The sequence below is a fragment of the Achromobacter sp. Root83 genome, assembly GCF_001428845.1.
Classification (GTDB): Bacteria; Pseudomonadota; Gammaproteobacteria; order Burkholderiales; family Burkholderiaceae_B; genus Achromobacter.
This window is the reverse complement of the sequence record NZ_LMIU01000001.1, coordinates 607,718-626,321: the sequence shown is the minus strand read 5'-3', so window position 1 is coordinate 626,321 and position 18,604 is coordinate 607,718. Positions and strand designations below refer to the sequence as shown.

Sequence of the window (18,604 nt, the reverse complement as noted above, 5' to 3'; positions counted from 1 at the left end):
GCGCAGCGCCCGTCGGCAGTGCCTGGGCCGCGCATGACTCGTCTCAAAACGATTTCGTGAAGGCAAATTTTGAGGTGAGCGTTAAATCAAAAAAAGCGATAAATTGGAATCGTTTTGGATTCTTAAAAACGATCTTTTTTTGAAGACGGGCGTACGCATGATCACTTTCAAACAACTGGAGGCCATCTATTGGGTAGTCCAGCTCGGCGGCTTCGCGCAAGCAGCGAAAAGACTGCACACGACGCAATCGGCCGTATCCAAGCGGATCCAGGAACTGGAGGCCTTGTTTGAAACACCCCTCTTTGACCGCACATTGCGCGCGGCCCGCCTGACCGAGAAAGGCGAAGAGATGTTCCTGCTGGCAAAAAGGCTGCTCGACCAGCGGGACGCTGCGGTCGAACAATTCCAAAGGCCAGAGGTGGTGGAACGCCATGTCCGGATCGGCGTGACCGAGCTCACCGCGATGACATGGCTGCCGCGCCTGATCAGCGCGATCCAGGCGGCCTATCCCCGCGTGATCATCGAGCCCCATGTCGACACCAGCGCAATCTTGCGCGACAAGCTGATGGCGGACCAGGTCGACCTGATGGTCGTTCCAGACGTATTCGAAGACCAACGCTTCATTTCCAAACACGTGGGCCAGGTCGTCAATTCCTGGATGTGCAAACCTGGCGTAGTGTCGCGGCGCCGCATCCGCGTGGAAGATCTGCTGAAGTACCGGCTTCTTACGCAGGACGAGCGCTCCGGCACCGGGCTGCTGTACAACCGATGGTTTCGCTCAATCGGCGTGCAGCCGGAAAACAAAGTATTGAGCAACAGCCTCGTCGCCTTGATCGGGCTGACGATTTCCGGCATGGGCATCAGTTATCTGCCAAAGAAGTTCCTGGAGCCCATGGTCGAATCAGGCGCGCTCGAGGTCTTGACCGTATCGCCCGCGCTGCCGCCTGCGGCATACGCGGCGATCTTTCGCAGCGATCAGCGTAGCAGCCTCATCCCTGCCATCGCGGCATTGGCTCAGGAGCAATGCGATTTCGGGAAGATATTTCAGACGGATGGAAACGCGCCTCGGCCGGTAGCCTGAGCCGGACGCCCTTCAAAGAAAACACCCCGCCGGCCGGGCGATATGCCCAGGCGGCGGGGTGTGTCGCGCATGCGCCGGGGAACCATCCCCGGCGGCTACGCCGGTCTTACTTCAGCCAGACGCGAGCGTTGCGGAAGATGCGCATCCACGGGCTGTACGCGCCGCCCGTGTCGGCATTGCCCCATTTCTCGGGCGCCCACGACATCATGACGTTGCGGGTCACGCGTTCCGGGTGCGGCATCATGACGGTGAAGCGGCCGTCGGCGGTGGTGACGGACGTGAGGCCGCCCGGGCTGCCGTTCGGGTTGAACGGATAGGCCTCGGTCGCCTGTCCGTTGTTGTCGATGAAGCGCGCGGCGGTCAGCACGCGGCTGGCGTCGCCCTGCTGCGAGAAGTCGGCAAAACCTTCGCCGTGGGCCACGGCCACCGGCACGCGGGCGCCTTCCATGCCGGCGAAGAAGATCGACGGCGACTTGGCCACTTCCAGCATGGACAGACGCGCCTCGTACTTTTCCGACTGGTTGCGCGTAAAGCGCGGCCAGTGTTCGGCGCCCGGGATCATCGGCGCCAGGGCCGCCATCATCTGGCAGCCGTTGCACACCCCCAGCGCGAAGGTGTCGGGGCGCGCGAAATAGGCCGCGAACTGATCCGACAGCTTGCTGTTGAAGCGGATGGTGCGCGCCCAGCCTTCGCCCGCGCCCAGCACGTCGCCGTAGCTGAAGCCGCCGACCGCGACCAGGCCCTGCACTTGCGCCAGGTCCACGCGGCCGGACAGCAGATCGGTCATGTGGACGTCGATGGCCTCGAAGCCCGAGGTATCGAAGGCCCAGGCCATTTCGACCTGGCTGTTGCAGCCCTGTTCGCGCAGGATCGCCACGCGCGGGCGCTTGGCCAGGTTGAGGAACGGCGCGGCCACGTCTTCCTGAGGATCGAAGGACACGTTCGGGCTCATGCCCGGATCCTTCGTGTCGTTCCAGACATCCAGCTCGGCCTGGGCGCAAGCGGGGTTGTCACGGCGCGACATGATGCGGTAGGACACTTCGGACCAGGCGCGGCCGAGGTCGGCGCGCGGCTGGCCCCAGATCTTCTTGCCGTCGCGGTAGAACTCGACTTCGTCGGCGCCGTTCAGGCCGCCGATGACGTGCGAATGGGCCGACAGGCCCGCGCCGCGCAGCACCTGCATGACGGCGTCGCGCTGCGAGGCCGGCACCTGGATCACGGCGCCCGCTTCTTCGGTGAACAGCGCCTTGAGCGTCAGTTCGTCGCGCTGCACGGCCACCTGTTCGGGGCGGATCTTGTAGTCGCCCCAATCGGCCGATTGCGGATCGAAGGTCAGCATGTCCAGGTTCACCGAGATGCCGGTGCGGCCGGCGAAGGCCATTTCGGTCAAGGTGGCGAACAGGCCGCCGTCGGAGCGGTCATGGTAGGACAGGATGGTGCCGACTTCGGCCAGCGTGCGGATGGTGATGAAGAACGCGCGCAGGTCTTGCGGCGCGTCGATGTCCGGCACGGTCTCGCCGACCTGGTTGTAGGTCTGCGCCAGGATGGAACCGCCCATGCGGTGGCGGCCGCGGCCCAGGTCGATCAGGATCAGGACGCTGTCGCCCGCGTCGGTGCGCAGTTGCGGCGTGAGGCTGGCGCGCACGTCGGCCACGGGCGCGAACGCCGTGATGACCAGCGACACCGGCGCCACGACCTGACGCTGCTCGCCGTCCTGTTCCCAGGACGTCTTCATGGACAGGGAATCCTTGCCCACGGGGATGGACAGGCCGGTGGCCTGGCACAGTTCGCTGACGGCGGACACGGTGTCATACAGCGCGGCGTCTTGCCCGGCCACGCCGCAGGCGGCCATCCAGTTGGCCGACAGCTTGATGTCTTCCAGGCGCGCCACGTCGGCGGCGGCCAGGTTGGTCAGGGCTTCGGCGACGGCCATGCGGCCCGAGGCCGGGGCGTCGAGCATGGCGATGGGGGTGCGTTCGCCCATCGACATGGCTTCGCCGCGGAAGCCTTCGTAGTCGGCCAGCGTCACGGCGCAGTCGGCCACCGGCACCTGCCACGGGCCAACCATCTGGTCACGGCTGGACAGGCCGCCAACGGTGCGGTCGCCGATCGTGATCAGGAAGGACTTGTTGGCCACGGTGGGGTGGCGCAGCACGCGGTAGGCGGCTTCGGTCAGGTCGATACCGGCCAGGTCCAGCGGCCCGGATACACCGGGCAGGCGCTTGACGTCGCGCGTCATGCGCGGCGGCTTGCCCAGGATCACGTCGATCGGCACGTCCACGGGGCGCACTTCGGCGTCGCCCTGCGGGCGGATCGTGTCCAGGCCGGGCAGGCCTTCGCCGTCCACCACGCGCAGCTGGCGCTCTTCGGTGGCCACGCCGACCACCGCGTAGGGGCAGCGTTCGCGCCGGGCGATGGCGTCGAAGCGTTCCAGGTCCTTGGGGAGGATCGACAGGACATAGCGCTCCTGCGATTCATTGCTCCAAATTTCGGCGGGCGACAGGCCCGATTCTTCGAGCGGCACGCGCTTCAGGTCGAAGATGGCGCCGCGGCCGGCGTCGTTGACCAGTTCCGGGAAGGCGTTGGACAAACCGCCCGCGCCCACGTCGTGGATCGCGATGATGGGGTTGTTTTCGGCCTGCTGCCAGCAGCGGTCGATGACTTCCTGGGCGCGGCGTTCGATTTCGGGGTTGCCGCGCTGGACGGAATCAAAGTCCAGTTCGGCCGAGTTGCTGCCCATGCTGATGCTGGAGGCCGCGCCGCCGCCCATGCCGATGCGGAAACCCGGGCCGCCCAACTGGATCAGCAATGCGCCGGGCGGAATCACGTCTTTGTGCGTGAGGCCCGCGTCGATGCTGCCCAGGCCGCCCGCGATCATGATGGGCTTGTGATAGCCCCAGCGCGTGCCGCCGGCGGTCTGTTCGAACGAACGGAAATAGCCCAGCAGGTTGGGCCGGCCGAATTCATTGTTGAACGCCGCGCCGCCGATGGGGCCGTCGATCATGATGGACAGCGGGGTGGCGATGCGGTCCGGCAGGCCGTGGTGATCGGCTTCCCAGGGCTGCAGCGCGTCGTCGAAACGCAGGTGCGACACGGTGAAGCCCGTCAGGCCAGCCTTGGGCTTGGAGCCGCGGCCGGTGGCGCCTTCGTCGCGGATTTCACCGCCGTTGCCGGTGGATGCGCCGGGGAACGGAGCAATCGCGGTCGGATGGTTGTGCGTTTCCACCTTCATGAGGGTGTGCACGGTGGTGTCGCGGCGGATGTACCTGGCGCCTTCCGCGCCCTCGCCGGTGACGCCCGGCACGCCGGCCTGGAAGCGCTGCGCGGGGCCGCCTGCCATGATGGCGGCGTTGTCCGAGTAGGCGACCACGGTGCCTTCGGGCTGCGCCTTGTGCGTGGCGCGGATCATGCCGAACAGCGTGTTGGGCTGTTCCTGGCCGTCGATCACCCATTCGGCGTTGAAGATCTTGTGGCGGCAGTGTTCGCTGTTGGCCTGCGCGAACATCATCAATTCGACGTCGGTGGGGTCGCGCCCCAGGTCGGTGAAGGACTTGGCCAGGTATTCGATTTCGTCTTCGGACAGGGCCAGGCCCAGCGAGACGTTGGCTTCGGCCAGGGCATCCACCCCGCGCGCCTGCACGCCGACGGTACGCATGGGCTTGCCGGCCAGCGGCTGGAACAGCGCCTGGCCGTCGAAGCCGGCGTCCACCACGGTTTCCGTCATGCGGTCATGCAGGCAATCCGCCGCGCGGGCCAGCATGGCGTCGTCGAAGGACTTGGTGCCCAACAGGCCGCGCTCGGGCGTGATGGTGTAGCGCACGCCGCGTTCGATGCGGTGCACCGACGACAGGCCGCAGTTGTGGGCGATATCGGTGGCCTTGCTGGCCCACGGGGAAATCGTGCCCAGGCGCGGGATCACCAGCAGCGACAGGCTCTTGGCCGGGGCGTCCGCCGTGCTGGGCGTGCCGTAGTCCAGCAGTTGGGTCAGGTGTTGCTGCTGTTCGGCCGTCAGGGCGGCGTCGGTGCTGACGAAGTGCTCGTAGCGGGCGGATATGTCGGCCACCGGCAGGCCGGCGTCCTTCAATTGCGCCAGAAGGCGATCACGTCGAAAGGAGGACAGGACGGAGGAACCAGGCAGATGCTGAACTAGGGACACGATGCGGGCGCCGTATAGAGAGAGGTGCAAAGATGGGATTTTACCCGTTTAAGGGGTTTTCCCGGAGCGCTTGTTCAACAAGGGGCTACCCGTCCGATTTTGGCCAGTGTTACAAAAGAATTCCAAGCGCCCCGCACTCGTATGGTGCATGGCAGCATCCGGCAAAAGCGTTGCCCCCATACCGGAATATTCATAGCGGAAAGCATCCTTCCCGGCGCGCTTGATGCGGTGCACCATGTTGCGGTATCCCCGCACCGCGGGAAAACACGAACACCCGCCCTTGCGGCTCGACGGTAGGATGCAGCGACCCCAACCTATAAGAGCGCGTACCCGCGCGTTGGCCGTTGCCTCACATGTCCCGCCAAGAAGCCCCCGCCGAACCCGTCGAACCGATCCTCCCCGCACAAGCAGATCCCGCCGTGAAGGTGCCGCTGGCCATCGAAGACTGGCTGGCCGTGATCCTGCTGGCCACCTTGGCCATCATTACCTTCCTGAACGTGCTGGTGCGCTATTTCACCGACCAGTCCTTCGCCTGGACCGAGGAAATCTCGGTGTTCCTGCTGATCGTGCTGACGATGGCGGGCGGCAGCGTGGCCTTTGTCCGCAACCATCACATCCGCATCGAAATCCTGGCCGACTCGGGATCGCCGCGCCGCCAGCGCATCATGGCGCTGATTTCCAGCGGATGCGTGCTGGCGTTCTTCCTGCTGCTGACCGTGCTGTCCGTGAAGCTGGTCCTGGACGAATACATGTACGAGGAAACCTCGCCGGCCATCGGCGTGCCCACCTGGTGGTATTCGATCTGGCTGCCGGTCATGGCCGCGGCGATCTCACTGCGCACGCTGGGCACCCTGCGCCGCATCGCGCGCGGCACGCAGGGAGACGCGCAGCAATGATCGCCGCCATCCTCTTCACGGTCTTCATCGTCCTGATGCTGATCGGCGTGCCGGTCGGCGTGGCGCTGGGCATCGGCGGCACGGTCGCCATCGTGCTGTCCAACCTGGACACGCCCTGGTATGGCCTGTTGACGGTGCCCCAGAACTTCTACGCCGGCCTTGCCAAGTATCCGCTGCTCGCCATTCCCATGTTCGTGCTGGTGGGGTCCATCTTCGACCGCTCCGGCGTGGCCAAGCGCCTGGTGGATTTCGCCATCGCCATCGTGGGCCGCGGCCCCGGCATGCTGCCGCTGGTGTCGATCGCGGTGGCCATGTTCCTGGGCGGCATCTCGGGTTCGGGCCCGGCCTGCGCCGCGGCCGTGGGGGCCGTCATGATCACCGCCATGTCGCGCGCCGGCTATCCCGGTTCGTTTTCGGCGTCGGTGGTTGCGGCCGGCGCCGCCACCGACATCCTGATTCCGCCGTCCGTGGCCTTCATCATCTACTCGGTGCTGGTTCCCGGCGCCTCCGTGCCGGCGCTGTTCGCCGCCGGCATGATCCCCGGCATCCTGGCCGGCTTCGCCCTGATCGTGCCGGCCGTCTGGCTGTCGCGCAAATACAAGATGGGCGCGCTGGAATCGCACCTGCCGCGCCCGCCTTTCTGGAAGAGCCTGCGCGACGCCTCCTGGGGCCTGGCCGCGCCCGTGCTGATACTGGGCGGCATGCGCATGGGCTGGTTCACCCCCACCGAGGCCGCCGTGGTGGCGGTGTTCTACGGCCTGTTCGTGGGCGGCTTCATTCACCGCACGATCAAATTCCGCGACCTGTACACCATCCTGCGCGAAGCCGCGGAGTTGTCCGCCGTGATCATGCTGGTCGTGACCCTGGCGGGCATCTTCGCCTGGGCGCTGTCCACGCTCAGCGTGATCGACCCGATCACCCACGCCATCGTCAATTCCGGCCTGGGCGAATGGGGCGTGCTGGCGCTGCTGATCCTGCTGCTGATGACCGTCGGCATGTTCCTGGATGGCATCTCGATTTTCCTGATCTTCGTGCCGCTGCTGATGCCGATTGCCAACGCCTATGGCTGGGATCCGGTGTGGTTCGGCGTGATCCTGACCTTGAAGGTGGCGCTGGGTCAGTTCACGCCGCCACTGGCCGTGAACCTGATGGTGTCGTGCCGCATCGCGCGCGTTCCCATGGAGTCCACGGTGCGCTGGGTGGTGTGGCTGCTGGGCGCGATGTTCCTGGTGCTGGTCGCGGTGCTGGTGTTCCCCGAACTGGCGCTGTGGCTGCCGCGCAAGCTGGGCTATTGAAACGGCTGGACGGGGCGGCTCCGAAAGCCGCACGCATTTTGACTACAACAACAGACAGACTCGCAAAGAGAGGAGACGCAACATGAAATTCCGCAACCTGATCGGAGCCGCGCTGTGCGCCGCAGCCGTGGTGGGCATGGCGCCCGCGCATGCGCAAACCTACAAGCCCGAGTACAAGCTCTCCATCGTGGTCGGCCCCACGTTCCCGTGGGGTCAAGGCGCCGTCATCTGGTCGGACCTGGTGCGCGAGCGCACGCAGGGCCGCATCAACATCAAGGTCTATCCGGGCACCTCGCTGGTCCAGGGCGACCAGACCCGCGAATTCACGGCCATCCGCCAGGGCGTGATCGACATGGCCGTGGGGTCCACCATCAATTGGTCGCCGCAGGTCAAGCAGCTCAACCTGTTCTCCCTGCCCTTCCTGATGCCCGATTACGCGGCCATCGACGCGCTGGTGCAAGGCAACGTCGGCAAAGAGATGTTCAAGCTCATCGAGAAGGCCGGCGTGGTGCCGCTGGCCTGGGGCGAAAACGGCTACCGCCAGATCAGCAACTCCAAGCGCGAAATCAAGCAGCCCGCCGACATGAAGGGCATGAAGCTGCGCGTGGTGGGTTCGCCGCTGTACATCGACACGTTCACCGCGCTGGGCGCCAATCCCACGCAGATGAGCTGGGCGGATGCGCAGCCGGCGCTGGCCAGCGGCGCGGTCGACGGCCAGGAGAACCCGCTGTCCATCTACACCGGCTCCAAGCTCTACACCGTGGGCCAGAAGTACCTGACGCTGTGGAACTACGTGGCCGATCCGCTGATCTTCGTGGTCAACCGCGAAGTCTGGAATTCCTGGTCTGAAAAGGACCGCGACATCGTGCGCCAGGCCGCGCTGGACGCCGGCAAGCAGCAGATCGTCATCGCGCGCAAGGGCGTCACGCCCGAGGACCCGTCGCTGCTGAAGGAAATCGCCGGCCACGGCGTCACCGTGACCACGCTGACCCAGGCGGACCACGATGCCTTCGTGAAGGTCACCAAGCCCGTCTACGAAAAGTGGAAGAAGCAGATCGGCGAAGACCTCGTCAACATGGCCGAAAAGTCCATCGCCGAACGCAAGAAGTAAACCCGCGACAGATTCGCAGCAAGCCCCAGGGGAACCGGCGGCGCAAGCCGCCAACCGAGGCAGGGACGTCAGATCCCGCCCACCAGACGGGCGCCGGCCACAAGCTGGCGCCCGTTATTTTTTTCTAGTCCGGGTAACTGACTTCCAGGATATCCAGCTCATCGATCCCGCCGGGCGTGCGCAGCACGACCGTGTCGCCTTCGCGGGCCTTGATCAGGGCCCGCGCCACGGGGGAGATCCAGCTTATCTTGCCGGCCAGGGGCTCGGCTTCGTCGACGCCGACGATGGTGACGGTGTGTTCCTCGCCCGCCTTGTCCACGTAGGAGATCGTTGCGCCAAAAAATGCCTGGTCGCGATTGGGCTGGGCCTTGGGGTCCACGACTTCGGCGATGTCCAGCCGCTTGGTCAGAAAGCGCATGCGGCGGTCGATCTCGCGCAGGCGCTTCTTGCCGTAGAGATAGTCGCCGTTTTCCGAGCGGTCGCCGTTGGACGCGGCCCACGACACCACCTGCACGACCGAAGGACGCTCTACGTTCATCAGGTGCGTCAGTTCGGCGCGCAGGCGCTCGTACCCTTCGGGCGTGATGTAGTTCTTGGTGCCTGCCGGCAAGGCCTGGGCCTGCGGCAGATCGTCGTCGTCCTCGTGGTCGGACTCTTTGACAAAGGCTTTATTCATGGCGGTTGCGCCGCGATGGCGGGGTCACTGATGATGGCTTGCGGAATGGGCGGCCGATGCCGCCCGCGTCAGAACCAGTCGTGCCAGACCGGCTTCAGGTCGGAGGGCAGGTTGGGCAGGCGGCCCAGGTCCATCCGGCTTTCCTTGGGACTATGAAAGTCCGACCCGCGCGACGCCAGGAAACCATAGCGGCGCGCCACGTCGGCGTACTGGCGGGCTTCTTCGGAGGTGTGGCTGCCCGTGTTGACCTCGATGCCCACGCCGCCCAATTGCAGGAATTCGTCGAACAGCGCGGCAAACTGCGTGGGCGTGTATTTGTAGCGGCCCGGATGCGCGATGACGGCCTGGCCGCCCGCGCCGCGGATCCAGCCCACCGCCTCGGCCAGCGTGGCCCATTGCATCGGCACATGGCCGGGCCGGTCGTCGCCCAGATGCCGGGTGAACACGGCCTGGACGTCCGGGCAGTAGCCGGCTTCAACCAGGTAGCGCGCGAAGTGCGTGCGGCTGATCAGTTCGGGGTTGCCGGCGAACGGCAGCGCGCCTTCGTAGGCGCCGGGCATGCCCATGTCCGCCAGGCGTTCGCCGATGCGCTTGGCGCGTTCGGCGCGGCCGGAACGGGTCTTGCGCAGGCCCTCGGTCAGGACGGCATTCGTGGGATCGAACCGCAGGCCGACGATATGCACCGTCAGCCCTGCCCACGTCACGGAGATTTCGACGCCGGTGGCGAAGCGCATGCCCAGATCCCGGGCCGCGTCCGCGGCTTCGGCCAGGCCGCCCACCTCGTCGTGATCGGTCAGGGCCCAGACATCCACGCCGTTGGCGTGCGCCCGCTGCGCCACGTCCCGGGGCGCGAGCGCGCCGTCGGACACGGTGGAATGGCAATGCAGATCGATGTTCAGGGTGGGCGCTTTCATGGGGCTATTGTAGAGAAGGCCCGGCACCAGGCATAGCGCCACGCCGTCCCCGTATTACCGTCCCCGGGTCAGGCCAGCAAAAAATCCGCCACCGGATCCACCTGGTCGGCGGCGATCAGCGTGGGCGCGTGGCCCACGCCGGGCACCTCGTGCGCCTGTGCGCGCGGGTTGCGTTCAAGCATTTCGTGGACGGTCGCGCGCGTCAGCAGATCGGACAATTCTCCTCGCACGATCAGCACGGGGCAGTCGACGGCGTCATAGGAGCGCCACAAAATCTGTTCGCCCGCGGCCAGTTCGTCGGGTGTCTGCGCGGTCAGCGCCTGGGTGATCGCCAGGTCATAGTGCTTGACCCACTTTCCGCCCTGCTCGGGATACAGGTACTTGGCCAGTTCCGCCCACTGCGCGTCGGTATGCGGCCCGAAGGTTTCGGAGTTGGCGCGCATCGTGGCAACCGCCTCTTCGAAGGACGCAAACTCGCCGGGCTGGCCCACATACTGGCCGATGCGGGCCAGGGCGCCGTTTTCCAGATGCGGCCCCACGTCGTTGAGCACCAGCTTGTCGAAGCGGATGCCCTGCCCGGGCGGCAGCATGCCCGCGTGCGGGCGCATGGCCAGCATGGCCTTCGCGAAGACCGCCGCGCCCGACAGCGCCATGCCGATCAGCCCGCCCATCGACGTGCCCACCCAGGACAGTCCGGCCGGCCGCAGGCGCGCGATCAAGGTCACCATATCCGACACATATTGCGGCACCGTGTAGAAGGCCGGATTGACCAGCCAGTCCGAACGGCCGCGCCCGACCACGTCCGGGCAGACGACGCGGTAGCGGCCCGCCAGCCGGCGGGCCAGCGCATCGAAGTCGCGGCCGCTGCGGGTCAGTCCATGGACGCAGAGCAGCACCTGATCGTTGGCCGGATCGCCCCATTCCCAGTAGGCCATGCGGTGCAGGCCCGCCGGGCTGGCGCAGGTGACGAAATCCAAACGGGGTTCCAGACTGTCCACGATCGATACACTCCACGGATCGGCGCGGGCCGAGGCGGCAGCGCACTTTGGCCGCTATCTTATAGGACCGGGCCGCCTTGCTCTGGACTATCCGGCCGGTCATCGCTACGATCATCCCAACCGGATCGGCCCGCAAGGGCGCCAGGCGCCGCGGCAATTGGCGTTGCCTATCGGCGCGATCCAATCATTAAATTGGAGTTGCGCACCCGCCCAGGCGCACAGTAAAAAGCTTCAGGCATTGCCAGATCAGTCATCCCAAAATTGATATGGAGTCCGTATGCAGCAAAGCAGTCCCGTTCCTCCGCTGACCGATCATTCCGCCGATCATTCCTCCGTCAGCCCCCCTCCTCCCCAGCCGCCCAAAGTCCTCCAGGACGTGCTTTCGCGCGCGGACGTCCAGATCAACGGCACGCGCCCGTGGGATATCCAGGTCCATGACAAGCACATGTACGAGCGGGTCTTCGCGAGCTGGTCGCTGGGCCTGGGCGAATCCTATATGGACGGCGAGTGGGACTGCGACCAGCTTGACGAGCTTTTCACGCGCCTTCTGCGCGCGGACATGGGATCGGCGGCGCTGGGCGTGGCGCGCATCAAGCTGATCGCCGAGCACCTGCGCCACAAGCTGTTCAACCTGCAATCCCGGAACCGGGCATTCGAGGTTGGCGAACAGCACTACGACGCGGGCAACGACGTGTTCGAAGCCATGCTGGACAGCCGCATGATCTACTCCTGCGCCTACTGGGAACACGCCCAGACGCTGGAAGAGGCGCAACTGGCCAAGCTGGACATGATCTGCCGCAAGCTGCAACTGAAAGAAGGCGAGACGCTGCTGGACATCGGCTGCGGCTGGGGCGGCCTGGCCAAGTTCGCGGCCGAGCGCTACGGCGTCAAGGTCACCGGCGTGACCGTATCCAAAGAGCAGCTCGCCCTGGCGCAGGAACGCGTGAAGGGCCTGCCCGTGGAACTGCTGCTGCAGGACTACCGCGACCTGGAAGGCCGCTTCGACAAGGTGGTCTCGGTCGGCATGTTCGAACACGTGGGTCCGAAAAACTACGACACCTACTTCTCGAACGTGCAGCGCCTGATGGCGCCGGAGGGCGCGTTCCTGCTGCACACGATCGGCATCGCCGCCACCAGCCAAAGCACCGATCCCTGGATCGACCGTTATGTGTTCCCCAACGGCAAGCTGCCGTCCGCGCGCGAGATCGCGACGGCCGTGGAAGGCCGCTTCATCATCGAAGACTGGCACAATTTCGGCGCCGACTATGACCGGACGCTGATGGCCTGGTGGGACAGGTTCGAACGCGCCTGGCCCGCGCTCGAACCCCGCTACGGCACCCGCTTCTACCGGATGTGGAAGTACTACCTGATGTGCTGCGCCGGGTTCTTCCGGTCCCGCGAGGGGCAGCTCTGGCAAGTGATGCTGACGCATCCGCAACGCCAGCAGACCTATCGTTCGCTGCGCTGAACCGCGGGCCCTTCCAGGATCATGTCGGCGGCGCGTTCCGCGATCATGATCGTGGGCGAGTTGGTGTTGCCGGACGTGATCAGCGGCATGATGGACGCATCGGCAATGCGCAGGCCTTCCAGCCCGTGCACCCGCAGCCGCGCGTCCACCACCGCGCCGCTGTCCGCGTCCCGGCCCATCGCGCAGGTGCCCACGGGGTGAAAGATGGTGGTGCCGATCTTGCCCGCCGCCTGCCGCAGTTCGGCCTCGGTCTGGAAGGCCGGGCCGGGTAGCCACTCTTCCGGCTTGTAGCGCTGCAGCGCGGGCGCCGCGGCGATGCGGCGCACCAGGCGGATCGAATCGGCCGCCACCTGCAGGTCTTCGTCGGTGCTCAAATAGTTGGGGCGGATGACGGGCGCCTCCGCCCCCTTGCGCCCAACCGGGCCTTGGGCATGGACACTGCCGCGAGAGGTGGGCCGCAGGTTGCAGACGCTGGCGGTGAAGGCGTCAAACCCGTGCAAAGGTTCGCCGAAGGCGCCCAGCGACAGCGGCTGCACATGGAATTCCACATTGGCGCGCGCCTGGCCGGGATCCGACTTGGCGAACGCGCCCAGTTGCGACGGCGCCATGCTCATGGGGCCGCTGCGATTGACCAGATATTCCAGGCCGATGCCGGCCTTGCCCAGCCAGGTCGACGCCATGCGGTTCAGCGTCTTCACGCCGTTCACCTTGATGATGACCCGCAGTTGCAGATGATCCTGCAGGTTTTCGCCGACGCCTGGCAAGGCGTGGCGCAGCGCAATGCCGCTTTCGCGCAGGCGCGCGGGTTCTCCGATGCCCGAGACCTCCAGCAGGTGCGGGGTGTTGACCGCGCCGGCCGACAGGATGACCTCGCGGCGCGCCCGCAATGTCGTTGCGCGCCCTTCGCGGTTCACGCGCACCCCGACGCAGCGCTTGCCGTCGAATTCCAGTTGCTCGGCCACGGCCCCGGTCATCACATGCAGGTTCTGGCGCTTTTGCACCGGCCGCAGGAACGCCTTCGCGGTGTTCCAGCGCCAGCCGCGCCGCTGGTTGACCTCGAAGTAGCCGCTGCCGAAGTTGTCGCCCCGGTTGAAATCCGGCACGCGCGGAATCCCTTCCTGTTCGGCCGCGCTGGCAAAGGCCTCAAGAATGTCCCAGCGCAGGCGCTGCGACTCCACGCGCCATTCGCCGCCCGCGCCGTGGTGCTCGTCCGCGCCCCGGTGATAGTCCTCGCTGCGCTTGAAGACCGGCAGCACCTGGTCCCAGCTCCAGGCGGGGTCGCCCGACAGCGCGGCCCAGTCCTCGTAGTCTTCCCGCTGGCCGCGCATATAAATCATGCCGTTGATCGACGAGCACCCGCCCAGCACGCGGCCGCGCGGATAAATCAGTGACCGTCCGCCCAGGCCGGGCTCTTCGGCGGTGCGGTACATCCAGTCCGTGCGGGGATTGCCGATGCAGTGCAGGTAGCCTACCGGGATGTGGATCCAGTGATAGTTGTCGCGCCCGCCGGCCTCCAGCAGCAGGACCTGCACGGCGGGATCGCGGCTCAGGCGGTTGGCCAGCACGCAGCCGGCCGAACCCGCGCCCACGATGATGTAGTCGTATGTCTCCATAAGCTCTTCTTATCAGGTCGCGGGTCCAGACGGACGCCTGCGAGGGTGAGCCGACCCGGCTGCGGCGCGTGAACGCGCGCCGGGCATCTGGCATGACTCTGGCGCAGCGGCACGTTGCTGTCCAATGAATTGTTGAAAAACGCCTTATAAGCATCTCTAATAATGCTCAGCGGCTTTGCCCGGGTTGGCCGCTCCCGGCAGCGGCAACCCTTCTTTTCGGACGACGCCATGGACCTGAAGCACATCCGCACCTTTGCCGCCGTCGCGCAGGAAGGCAACCTGACCCGCGCGGCCGAGCACCTGCACCTGACCCAGCCCGCGCTGAGCCTGCAGCTCAAGAACTTTCAGGAGTCGCTGGACCTGACCTTGTTCGCGCGCACCGCCCAGGGCCTGGCGCCCAACGCGGACGGGCGGGCGCTGCTGCCTTCGGCCCAACGGATACTGGACGCGCTGGAAGACTTCCAGCGTGCCATCGGCGCCCTGCGCGACACGGTCCAGGGCGAACTGCGCATGGGCACCATCCTGGATCCGGAATTCCTGCGGCTGGGCGCCACGCTGCAATACCTGGTGGAGCACTACCCCAAGATCCGCCCCACCCTGCGCCACGGCATGTCCGGGTCGGTCGGCCGGCAAGTGCGCTCGGGCGAGCTGGACGTGGGCTTCTTCCTGGGGCCGCAAGAGAAGACCGGCCATCCGCCCGGCCTCGAAGCGCGGCCGCTGGCCTCGTTCGCGTACTACGTGGTGGCGCCCAAGGGCTGGAGCGCGCAGGTGGCGGGCCGGGGCTGGGCCGAGATCGGGGCGCTGCCGTGGATCTGGACGCCGCCGGATTCCGTGCACCACCGGCTACTATCCGCCAAGTTCGACGCGCTGGGCATCGCGCCCCACGCGGTGGCGGAGGTGGACCAGGAAGCGTCCATGCTGGATCTGGTGCGCTCGGGCGTGGGCCTGTCCCTGGCCCGCGACTCCATCGCGCTGCGCGAGTCCCAGGCCAATGGCCTCTTGCTGGTGAAGGGGCTGTCCATCCAGGCGGAGCTGTCCTTCATTACTCAGGCGTCGCGCCGCGAGGACCCGCTGGTGGCCGCCGCGTTCGCCGCCGTGCAGGCCGCGTTCGGCTAAGGCGGCGCCGCCGCATTCGGCTGCCCGGCGACGGCGCTCGGCAGGCATGCTGCGCTGCGCCATACGGGTGCAAGGCGCACAGGGCTATGCACCGATTCGAGGCATCGGCCGCTGCGCGTACCGCGAGGCCGAACGCATCGGGCGCGCCGCCCGGCGTCCCTTTCCTCCTATGAACCTTAGGGGAAATCTCCCTATTTCACGCCCCTACCAAATTCCTGGCACGGACTTTGCTTGATAGGTCATGTGCGGGCGCAAACCCGCCCAGACAATTCGAGCAGTACCGGCAATGGCGCCCAGACCGAAAGGTCCAGGGCGCCGTTTGTCTTTCAGAAACCCGAATATCCAAGCCTGGGGATATCCCATGAATGTAGCGGCCACTTCCGATTCCTTGCAGACGCTGGTTGTCATCGGCAACGGCATGGTGGGCCACCATTGCGTCGAGCAACTGGTCGCCCGCGGCGCGCTCGCGCGCTATCGCATCCACGTCTTCGGCGAGGAGACCCGCCGCGCCTATGACCGCGTCCACCTGTCCGAATACCTGAACGGGCGCGATGCCGAGTCGATGGCGTTGGGCGAGGCCTCGCTGTACGAACAGGAGGGCCTGACCCTGCACCTGGGCGAGCCGGTGCTGGAGATCGACCGCCACCAGCAAGAGGTGGTCACCGCCAGCGGCCGCACCGCCTACGACAAACTGGTGCTGGCCACCGGCTCCTATCCCTTCGTGCCGCCCATCGCCGGGGCCGAAGGCGCGTCGCGCCTGGTGTATCGCAGCATCGACGACCTGGACCTGATCCGCGAGGCCGCCAGCGGCGCGCGGCGCGGCGTGGTCGTGGGCGGCGGCCTGCTGGGGCTGGAGGCCGCCAACGCCCTCAAGTCGCTGAACCTGGAAGCGCACGTGGTGGAGTTTGCGCCGCGCCTGATGCCGGTGCAGCTCGACGAAGCCGGCGGCGCGGCGCTCAAGGCCCGCATCGAATCGCTGGGCGTGGGCGTGCATCTGTCGCGCGCCACGCAGGACATCAAGCCCGGCACCCAGTACCGCTACCGCATGCGCTTTGCCGAAGGCGCGCCGCTGGAAACCGACCTGATCGTGTTCTCGGCCGGCATCCGGCCGCAGGTGTATCTGGCGCGCAAGGCCGGACTGGCGCTGGCCGAGCGCGGCGGCGTCGCCATCGACGGCCATTGCCGCAGCAGCGACGAACGCATCTACGCCATCGGCGAATGCGCGTCCTGGAGCGGCACCGTGTTCGGCCTGGTGGCGCCCGGCTACCAGATGGCGCGCATCGTCGCGGCCGAGCTTTGCGGCGCCCCCGAAACGGCGTTCACGGGCGCCGACATGTCCACCAAGCTCAAGCTGCTGGGCGTGGATGTCGGCTCCATCGGCGACGCGCACGGCGCGACGCCGGGCTCGCGCAGCTACCGCTACATCGACGAAGCCGGCTCCAGTTACCGCCGCCTGGTGGTGTCCGCGGACGGCAAACGCGTGCTGGGCGCCGTGCTGGTGGGCGACAACAGCTACTACGACACCCTGCTGCAGTACGCGCAGAACGGCATCGCGCCGCCGGCAGACCCGTCCAGCCTGATTCTGCCCCAAGGCCAGGCCGCGCCGCTGCTGGGCGTGGACGCGCTGCCCGCCACCGCCACGATCTGTTCCTGCCACAACGTAAACAAGGGCGCCATCTGCGACGCCATCGACGGCGGCTGTACGGACCTGGCCAGCGTCAAGGGTTGCACCAAGGCCGCCTCGGGTTGCGGCGGCTGCGCGGGCCTGCTCAAGCAGGTGGTGGAACACGAGCTGGCCAGCCGCGGCGTCGCGGTCGACAAGAGCCTGTGCGAACACTTCGCCTACACCCGCCAGGAGCTGTATTCGATCGTGCGCGTCAGCGGCGTCGAGTCGTTCGAGGAACTGCTGGCCAGCCACGGGCGCGGCCATGTGGGCTGCGAAATCTGCAAGCCCGCCGTGGGATCGATCCTGGCCTCGTGCTGGAGCCGCCCCATCCAGGACCCGCACCTGGTGCCGCTGCAGGACACCAACGATACCTTCATGGCCAACATGCAGAAGAACGGCACCTATTCCGTGGTGCCCCGCATTCCGGCCGGCGAGGTCACGCCCGAAGGCCTGATCGCCATCGGCGCCGTCGCCAAAAAGTACAAGCTGTACGTCAAGATCACCGGCGGCCAGCGCATCGACCTGTTCGGCGCGCAATTGCATGAACTGCCGGGCATCTGGTCGGAGCTGATCGATGCCGGGTTCGAAACGGGTCACGCCTACGGCAAGTCCACTCGCACGGTGAAGTCCTGCGTCGGCAGCACCTGGTGCCGCTACGGCGTGCAGGACAGCGTGAAGATGGCGCTGGACATCGAGCACCGCTACAAGGGCTTGCGCGCGCCGCACAAGCTGAAGTTTGCCGTGTCCGGCTGCACCCGCGAATGCGCCGAGGCGCAAAGCAAGGACATCGGCGTGATCGCCACCGAGAACGGCTGGAACCTGTATGTGTGCGGCAACGGCGGCATGCGTCCGCGCCACGCCGAACTGTTCGCCACCGATCTGGACGACGAAACCCTCATCCGCTACATCGACCGCGTGCTGATGTTCTACATCCGCACGGCCGACAAGCTGCAACGCACTTCCGTGTGGCGCGAGTCCCTGGAAGGCGGGCTGGACTATTTGAAGCAAGTGGTCATCGACGACAGCCTGGGCCTGGGCGCGGAGCTGGAGGCGCAGATGCAACTGGTGGTGGACCGCTACGAATGCGAGTGGGCCAACGCCATCGACGATCCCGAAAAACTCAAGCGCTTCCGCACCTTCGTCAACGACAGCCGGGGCGACCCCGACATCCAGTTCGTGCAGGAACGCGGCCAGCCCAAGCCCGCCCCGGCGCGCGCGGCGCAGCGCGTCATCCCCATCGCCGAGGAGGTCGTCTGATGAACGCCCACGCTTGCGAACAACACGTCTGGCAGCACGCCTGCCACCGCCGCGACCTGGTGCCGAACTCCGGCGTGGTCGCACTGGTGGACGGCGAGCAGGTGGCCCTGTTCTATCTGCCGGACGCAGGCGGACCAGGCCTGTATGCCGTATCGAACCGCGACCCGAAGTCGGGCGTCAACGTGATCGGCCGCGGCATCGTCGGCCATCTGGGCGGCGACCTGGTGGTGGCTTCTCCGCTCTACAAGCAGCACTTCCGCCTGGCGGATGGAAGCTGCGTGCAATACCCCGAACAGCGGCTGCGGACCTGGCAGGCGCGCTTCAACGGCGACGCGGTGGAAATCGCCTGACGGGTGC

The 18,604-nt window shown here is 66.5% G+C and carries 13 protein-coding genes; 8 read left to right on the top strand and 5 right to left on the bottom strand.

Annotated elements, in window-relative coordinates; genetic code table 11:
• Positions 1-157: 157 nt before the first annotated feature.
• Positions 158-1,081 carry a LysR family transcriptional regulator gene (locus ASE30_RS02770; protein ID WP_200964379.1) on the top strand — a complete coding sequence of 308 codons (924 nt, stop codon included), beginning with the start codon at positions 158-160 and terminating at the stop codon, positions 1,079-1,081.
• 106 nt (positions 1,082-1,187) lie between these two features.
• On the opposite strand, the gene purL is transcribed toward ASE30_RS02770, so the two are convergent.
• Positions 1,188-5,237 carry a phosphoribosylformylglycinamidine synthase gene (purL, locus tag ASE30_RS02765; RefSeq protein ID WP_057283244.1) on the bottom strand — a complete coding sequence of 1,350 codons (4,050 nt, stop codon included), beginning with the start codon at positions 5,235-5,237 and terminating at the stop codon, positions 1,188-1,190.
• 353 nt (positions 5,238-5,590) lie between these two features.
• Here purL and ASE30_RS02760 point away from each other — a divergent pair, with 353 nt between their 5' ends.
• The 3 genes from ASE30_RS02760 to ASE30_RS02750 all read left to right on the top strand — a co-directional run bounded on the left by ASE30_RS02760 (position 5,591) and on the right by ASE30_RS02750 (position 8,539).
• Positions 5,591-6,133, top strand: a complete 543-nt coding sequence (locus tag ASE30_RS02760; protein WP_057282706.1) for a TRAP transporter small permease — start codon at positions 5,591-5,593, stop codon at positions 6,131-6,133.
• Positions 6,130-7,428 carry a TRAP transporter large permease gene (locus ASE30_RS02755; protein ID WP_057282705.1) on the top strand — a complete coding sequence of 433 codons (1,299 nt, stop codon included), beginning with the start codon at positions 6,130-6,132 and terminating at the stop codon, positions 7,426-7,428. Before ASE30_RS02760 ends, ASE30_RS02755 begins: the two co-directional genes overlap by 4 nt.
• Positions 7,429-7,510: 82 nt before the next feature.
• Entirely contained in the window at positions 7,511-8,539 is a 1,029-nt protein-coding gene (locus ASE30_RS02750; RefSeq protein ID WP_057282704.1) for a DctP family TRAP transporter solute-binding subunit, read from the top strand.
• 124 nt (positions 8,540-8,663) lie between these two features.
• On the opposite strand, the gene greB is transcribed toward ASE30_RS02750, so the two are convergent.
• The 3 genes from greB to ASE30_RS02735 all read right to left on the bottom strand — a co-directional run bounded on the left by greB (position 8,664) and on the right by ASE30_RS02735 (position 11,064).
• Positions 8,664-9,215, bottom strand: coding sequence for a transcription elongation factor GreB (gene greB, locus ASE30_RS02745; protein ID WP_057282703.1), 552 nt, complete (start codon positions 9,213-9,215; stop codon positions 8,664-8,666).
• A 68-nt stretch (positions 9,216-9,283) separates the two neighbouring features.
• Positions 9,284-10,129 carry a 3',5'-nucleoside bisphosphate phosphatase gene (locus ASE30_RS02740; RefSeq protein ID WP_057282702.1) on the bottom strand — a complete coding sequence of 282 codons (846 nt, stop codon included), beginning with the start codon at positions 10,127-10,129 and terminating at the stop codon, positions 9,284-9,286.
• 68 nt (positions 10,130-10,197) lie between these two features.
• On the bottom strand, positions 10,198-11,064 hold the full coding sequence (locus ASE30_RS02735; protein WP_369819297.1) for an alpha/beta fold hydrolase: 867 nt from the start codon (positions 11,062-11,064) through the stop codon (positions 10,198-10,200).
• Between the two features lie 340 nt (positions 11,065-11,404).
• Here ASE30_RS02735 and cfa point away from each other — a divergent pair, with 340 nt between their 5' ends.
• Positions 11,405-12,595: a cyclopropane fatty acyl phospholipid synthase gene (cfa, locus tag ASE30_RS02730; protein ID WP_156407515.1), complete on the top strand. Its 1,191-nt coding sequence runs from the start codon at positions 11,405-11,407 to the stop codon at positions 12,593-12,595.
• Here the strand turns inward: cfa and ASE30_RS02725 are convergent.
• Positions 12,577-14,208: a GMC family oxidoreductase gene (locus tag ASE30_RS02725; protein WP_057282700.1), complete on the bottom strand. Its 1,632-nt coding sequence runs from the start codon at positions 14,206-14,208 to the stop codon at positions 12,577-12,579. The two genes, cfa and ASE30_RS02725, sit on opposite strands and share 19 nt — an antisense overlap.
• 228 nt (positions 14,209-14,436) lie before the next feature.
• On the opposite strand from ASE30_RS02725, the gene ASE30_RS02720 reads away from it, so the two are divergent.
• From ASE30_RS02720 to nirD, 3 genes are all read left to right on the top strand, one after another.
• Positions 14,437-15,324: a LysR family transcriptional regulator gene (locus tag ASE30_RS02720; RefSeq protein ID WP_057283242.1), complete on the top strand. Its 888-nt coding sequence runs from the start codon at positions 14,437-14,439 to the stop codon at positions 15,322-15,324.
• A gap of 361 nt (positions 15,325-15,685) precedes the next feature.
• Complete coding sequence (gene nirB / locus ASE30_RS02715) at positions 15,686-18,247, top strand: nitrite reductase large subunit NirB (protein WP_057282699.1); 2,562 nt, start codon at positions 15,686-15,688, stop codon at positions 18,245-18,247.
• Positions 18,247-18,597 (top strand): nitrite reductase small subunit NirD, encoded by a 351-nt coding sequence (gene nirD / locus ASE30_RS02710; RefSeq protein WP_057282698.1) that lies wholly within the window; start codon positions 18,247-18,249, stop codon positions 18,595-18,597. Before nirB ends, nirD begins: the two co-directional genes overlap by 1 nt.
• Positions 18,598-18,604 lie beyond the last annotated feature (7 nt).